This is a genomic window from Candidatus Methanodesulfokora washburnensis, assembly GCF_003947435.1.
GTDB lineage: Archaea > Korarchaeota > Korarchaeia > Korarchaeales > Korarchaeaceae > Methanodesulfokora > Methanodesulfokora washburnensis.
Genome location: NZ_RCOS01000016.1, coordinates 1 through 5,354, shown reverse-complemented (window position 1 = coordinate 5,354; position 5,354 = coordinate 1). Strand labels below are relative to the sequence as shown.

Annotated in this window: 6 protein-coding genes; all 6 read right to left on the bottom strand. The window is 40.7% G+C overall.

Annotated features, from left to right (window positions below; all coding sequences use genetic code 11):
* Window positions 1-2,901: phage tail protein (locus tag D6D85_RS00845; RefSeq protein WP_133308277.1), on the bottom strand; the 2,901-nt coding region annotated here is incomplete at its 3' end.
* On the bottom strand, window positions 2,898-3,170 hold the full coding sequence (locus tag D6D85_RS00840; protein WP_125670141.1) for a hypothetical protein: 273 nt from the start codon (window positions 3,168-3,170) through the stop codon (window positions 2,898-2,900). The genes D6D85_RS00840 and D6D85_RS00845, both read right to left, overlap by 4 nt.
* A gap of 54 nt (window positions 3,171-3,224) precedes the next feature.
* The gene (locus tag D6D85_RS00835; RefSeq protein WP_125670140.1) at window positions 3,225-3,428 is read right to left on the bottom strand and encodes a hypothetical protein; all 204 of its coding nucleotides are present in this window, start codon (window positions 3,426-3,428) and stop codon (window positions 3,225-3,227) included.
* A complete protein-coding gene (locus tag D6D85_RS00830; protein WP_125670139.1) occupies window positions 3,425-3,769 on the bottom strand; it encodes a hypothetical protein in 345 nt (114 codons plus the stop codon). Before D6D85_RS00830 ends, D6D85_RS00835 begins: the two co-directional genes overlap by 4 nt.
* On the bottom strand, window positions 3,739-5,049 hold the full coding sequence (locus D6D85_RS00825) for a hypothetical protein (RefSeq protein WP_125670138.1): 1,311 nt from the start codon (window positions 5,047-5,049) through the stop codon (window positions 3,739-3,741). The genes D6D85_RS00830 and D6D85_RS00825 overlap by 31 nt, the downstream gene beginning before the upstream one ends.
* Before the next feature lie 16 nt (window positions 5,050-5,065).
* Complete coding sequence (locus D6D85_RS00820) at window positions 5,066-5,320, bottom strand: hypothetical protein (protein WP_125670137.1); 255 nt, start codon at window positions 5,318-5,320, stop codon at window positions 5,066-5,068.
* Between the last annotated feature and the right edge of the window lie 34 nt (window positions 5,321-5,354).

Sequence of the window (5,354 nt, the reverse complement as noted above, 5' to 3'; positions counted from 1 at the left end):
CTGCTTTATCAGGTTATAGCTGTAATCAACGACCTCTTGAACTGGTGTAAACCAAAGTAAACCAGCTAACGCCCTGCAGTAGAACTCATACAATTTGTCTGGAGATGGATACTTGTAGTGAGATAGGTAATACATCAAGGCTGTGTCATCGAACACTCCTTTAGCTCTCATCACATTCATAAATGATTGATAGTCATAGAATATATCCCTTACCATGAACCTAGCAAGTGTTGATTCATCTGGTATTGAATACATCAGCGAGAGGGGCATCCACCTTTTTATCTGAAACCTGTCCTGATACGGGATGGCAAGTTTGTTCTTAACTATCTCCATTTTTGAGAAGTCTATGAAATCCCATTGAGGAACAAATGGAATATCATCAACTTTGAGCTTTCTTATCTCCTTTCCGCCAACGTCAAACGGTTTCTCTGCATCCTCGTAATAAACCCTACCAGTCAATGCCGATAGAAGAGGAGATGAGTATCCATACAGCGATAGGAAACTCCTGAAGTAGTCTAGGAATCTATTTGGCTCTTGTAAGCCCAAAGACCTCCTGCAAAGCTCTATTAAATCTCTGAATGATGGAATCTCGATGGGCATCACATCCCTGAACGGGGCTAGGAACTGCTTAGCATAGGGCTGTGATAGCCAGAAAGCCATGTATGAGAGGAAGTATCTTATCATGCGAGGAGGCTCATGCCACAGCACCTTTGAGAACTCCTTCAGCATATATCCAGGTCTAAGATCTATCGTTATATGAGGCCCTAACTGCCATCCTATTCTGAATCTATCCGCTATTGCTTCTCCTAATCCACCCAAGACCTGTGAAGCCCCTCTCATGCCGAATATGAAGAGGTAAAATGGAGCTAGTGATGTGAAAGACCATATAAATGGATTAACATAGTAGTTCATTGCTGTTTTACTGAAAGCTTGAAATGTCTGCAACCTTTCTTCTCCTATCTTCTTAAGCACATCCTGCCACGCATTATTTATTCCGAGAATAATGGGTTTGAATATAGCCTCTCCTATCTTCTGGAATGCACCGCCTATTGTCTCCAGAATTCCAGGAGAGTGAGGAGCAAAGAACGATGCGATAGCGTCAGCTATTGGAGATGCTAGGGATGCAAATGCATCCATTATCCACTTGAATGCAGATGTGAATGCATCTTTAACCCATCCAGCGAACTCCTGAAGCTTCTCCCATGCACCACTAAAGAAGCCTGATACATCTTTCCACATCTTGGATAAAGCTTCTTTGGGATTCTTGAAGAAGTCCACTATTTTATCTACTACATTTTCTTTCAACCATTTGAACGAATCTGGTAGTGTCTTTGTAAAGAAGTCAGTTAGATCCTTTGTGAAAAACTCTTTTATCCTCTCTATACCGCCTTTAAACCAGTCTGGAGTGTGTTCCCAGATCCATTTTCCTACATTGCCTAGAGCGTCTGATATAGGCTTTGAAATATTCTCTGAGAACCACTTTGGAAACCATTGCGGAAAGCTCTTTACTGAATCTACAAAGTTCTTTACAGCATCTGGTATTGTCTTTGTGAAGAAATCTGGTAAAGTTTTGGTGAAGAAGTCAGGAAGCGTTTTCGTGAAGAAATTAACCAGATCTTTGGTGAAGAAGTTCTTTATGTTCTCTATTGTCCCTTTTAGCCAGTCTGGAGTATGTTCCCAGATCCATTTACCTATATTCCCTAGAGCATCACTAATAGGCTTTGAAATGTGTTCACTAAACCATCTTGGAAACCATTCTGGAAACTGCATTATAGCATTTATGAAGCCAGTTATGTTCTTTCCAGCCTGTTCTAACAGTTTAGGAGCGGTCTTCAGGAACTCTTTAGCCCAATCTGGCAGGTGATCCCAGATCCATGCTGATACATCTGAGACAGCCTTCATTACTAGGGAAGGAACATCCTTCAATCCCTCTATGAACTCCTTAGCCTTGTCTATTGCCCCAGAGAGAACACCTTTCACATTCTCTATCGCACCAGACACACCTTCTTGAAATCCCTTTATGGCATTTGATAATAGTGTAGGTATCTCTGATATTTTCGACTTTAAGGCTTCAATTATTCCTCCTGCACCCTCCTGTATTTTCTGAACTATACCAGAGACAAGAGATCCCAAATTCTGCTGTATTGTCTGTATTGCATTACCGATCATGGAAGGCACATTTTGTATAGTATTCCATATCTGCTGACCTAATGCGTGCAACCTTGAGAATATATTAGTTAATGTTGAGATAGCACCAGATACTGCATTCTGCAATAAGTTTGGTAAATTCTGTATTCCTGATACAATGTTCTGGACTATGGTAGGCACTTGCTGGGCAAAGCTCTGGATTGTCGTAACTATTGGCGAGAATACATTTGATATTTGAGATCCTATATTCTTTAATGAGTTTAAAAAGTTGTTTATAGCATCAGAAACTGGTTTGACCCATTGCCCCAGCTGATTTATAACATTCTGGATTGAGCTAGGCAGAGTCTGAGTTAAGAGAGTTACAACCTGATTAACAAAGTTTGTTATAGGTGTTATGACAAAGGTCTGAAAGGCACTTGTAAGACCCGTAAATCCAGATTGAACAAAGCCCTTAAACGTTTCAGTCATCTGGTTTATGAAGTTGTTTACAGCCGATGCGATCCAAGATGCAAATCCAGAAAGCTGTTGAGCCAGCCAGCTCGATAGCTGTCCTATGGGATCTGTTAAGCCCCCAAAATCCACTACTGAAAGCTCTAAGAACTCTGGTGGAAGCTCGTTAAGCGTGAATTTAAGTTCCATATTATTCTGATTTCTCAAATACATGACAACAGATACTACATCTATATTCCCAACAATAGCATCAATCTCCTCTCTTGTGAGGAGATCTTCTCTTTTTTCCTCGCCATCGGTCATACTTTCCTTATCACCTCCGTTCCCACATAAACCTCAGCCCTCTTGTAGTTCTTTATCTCCTCTTTCACCATTTTGATGAATTCCTCTGTGTTTTTCGGATATAGGTGGAAGATATGGGAGATCCAGTTTCCATCCTTTATTTGACAAGCGACAATATACGACTTATCCCAGGGTGTATCAACTTTATGAACCTCTCTAATTATTAATGTTATTCCCTCTACATCCGCCTGAGCTGGTGTTCTCAGCTCATCCAGATTCAGCTTAGGCATAAGAAAAATAAGAAGAGGATCGTATTAAAGCTATTTTATGCTAATACATAAAGATCATCTAGATATTGCATAAGCAATTGCTAGTAATACAGCAAGTATTATAAGCCATAGGAGTATGGGGAGAACAACAGGGGCTATGAGATCCCAGTAAAACCAGCAAGCCTGTTTATCGTAAGCTGATGAGCATATAAGACCACCTAGAAGATTGTAGAGCGAATCGTAAATCCACTTTGCTATATTTTCAAACCAAGAGATCATGTCGGGACACTCTTTAATATTGTTCTAAGCTTCTTCAATAACTTAGCCAACTCCTTTCCTTTACCATAGATCGGGCATGTTGAGGCATTAGGACAGTCTGTAGCCACCATCTCCAGAGACATATCAGACGCTATAACAAGCATATCTCCGAACAATTGATTAAGCTCTCTGGTCTGCTCAGGAGATAAAGCTGATGCTGGTGGTGGTGTAGGAGGAGGAGGCATACCAGAAGTCTGATCTATAACCCTCACGAATGGAGGAACTCTTTCTTCTTTCTCAATCCTTCTTCTCCTCTTTCTTTCAACATTTGCTACTTCATCTTGAGAACCTGCTTCTGACATGTTATGAAATCACCATAAATTTCTTGTAGTATAGAAGTATTTAAACCTTGTGTCTCCCATTTGCTCAGCCACATCCTATAAAACTCATCATCTGAAAGCTCAGTTTTCCACTCCTTAGATCTTTTATGACCTATTCTTAAACGGTAAACTAAATCTAGCATTGCGAGCCTGTATTTAAACTTGTCAAACTGGTTTATGCCATAGGAATCGAGCTTTCTGTATAATCTTTTCACGAGAAGCTGGATATTGTAGGCATGGACAGCGTATCTCTGAACACTTCTGTGGATGTGGAAGTTCTCCATCTCAACTTCAGTTTTCCTGAATAGAACGCCAGACCAGGGAGACTGGAACAAATTGAGCTGTATTAATCCTCTATAATATCCGAACTTTGTTACAGCTTCAGCCATAACCCTATCTGTTAGATTCATGAGCCTATCTATTCCCAGTCTGGAAACATTTAGGTAGAAACCAAACAAAAGGAAATCTATAGAAGGAATAAAGAGCTTGTATCCCTGCTTGAAACTGAATTTTATTCCCTCTACACTATCAAAGTAGGATTTAGGCAGAAACACAGAGAGGTTAAGCATGTTGAATGATAGGAAGAAAGCCCCCAGCAGAATTTGCTCAAGCATATCCACCTTCAACGCTAAATATTCAGCTAAGAGCTTAGAACCGAACATCTCAGCCCATTGAGCTACAACGGTAGGATTTACTGAAAGCTGAGGAACTGATGCAACAACGGATGAAGGCCAGTAAACCACGCCCCAAGGAGTTGGTGGTAGTTGTTCATAATTAGGAGAGAAGTATAGAGCATAGTTGTAATGGCTCTGTCCATATACACCTATACCTATTATCCAGTAAACTACCTGTGGATTTATGTTTATCAGAAAGAAGAAGGGAAGCATGTTTGAGAAGTTGAGAACAAAGTCCTCTGGTAGTTCATATCCCCATTCTATGCTAGCAAAATCCCTGAAGAGATCATTCACATCTATATTAATAACTATCGCATACTGACCCTCCAACAGCTGTTCTATTGTAGGTAGGGATATAGACCAGTTCCAGTTGAATATGTCAAACTCATTCCATCCCTTTCCAGTCCCTATTGCGAGATAAGCTGCCAGAACGCTCTCTATAAGCTGATAGAACATTATGTCCTGTCTTAGGTATTCGCCAGCATTAGCCATCCTCTTTATTATTATGTCCTGAGCTTCAGGAGTAAGTGTTTTAAGAAACAGAAGCTCTTTCTGTGCTGAGATGTCCTCTGGTGTAACAGCAGACATCCCTCATCCCTTGACTTCACTCCTCTCCTTCAGATGTATATTTCTTCTTCAGCCTATTAACGATTGACTGAAGGAGATCAAGAGGGAGACCCATAGACACATAGGTGTTTATAATATCGTCCAGCCATCCCGTATCCCCCTTTTTCAAAGCCTCTGATGCGTATTCTGCAAATTCAAGAGCTAAATAGTAGGTAGATCCCGTATAGCCTATATGCTTCATACATGCATCTTTTACTATCCTCTGCAAGAGCATCCTATCGGCTACTGCCATCACAACCACCTACTCAACATATTGTGATACAACC

What these genes read in the sequence shown, in the direction of transcription:
- D6D85_RS00825 (WP_125670138.1), bottom strand. Translation starts at nt 5,049, where the DNA reads ATGTCTGCTGTTACACCAGAGGACATCTCAGCACAGAAAGAGCTTCTG.
- D6D85_RS00840 (WP_125670141.1), bottom strand. Translation starts at nt 3,170, where the DNA reads ATGCCTAAGCTGAATCTGGATGAGCTGAGAACACCAGCTCAGGCGGAT.
- D6D85_RS00835 (WP_125670140.1), bottom strand. Translation starts at nt 3,428, where the DNA reads ATGATCTCTTGGTTTGAAAATATAGCAAAGTGGATTTACGATTCGCTC.
- D6D85_RS00820 (WP_125670137.1), bottom strand. Translation starts at nt 5,320, where the DNA reads ATGGCAGTAGCCGATAGGATGCTCTTGCAGAGGATAGTAAAAGATGCA.
- D6D85_RS00830 (WP_125670139.1), bottom strand. Translation starts at nt 3,769, where the DNA reads ATGTCAGAAGCAGGTTCTCAAGATGAAGTAGCAAATGTTGAAAGAAAG.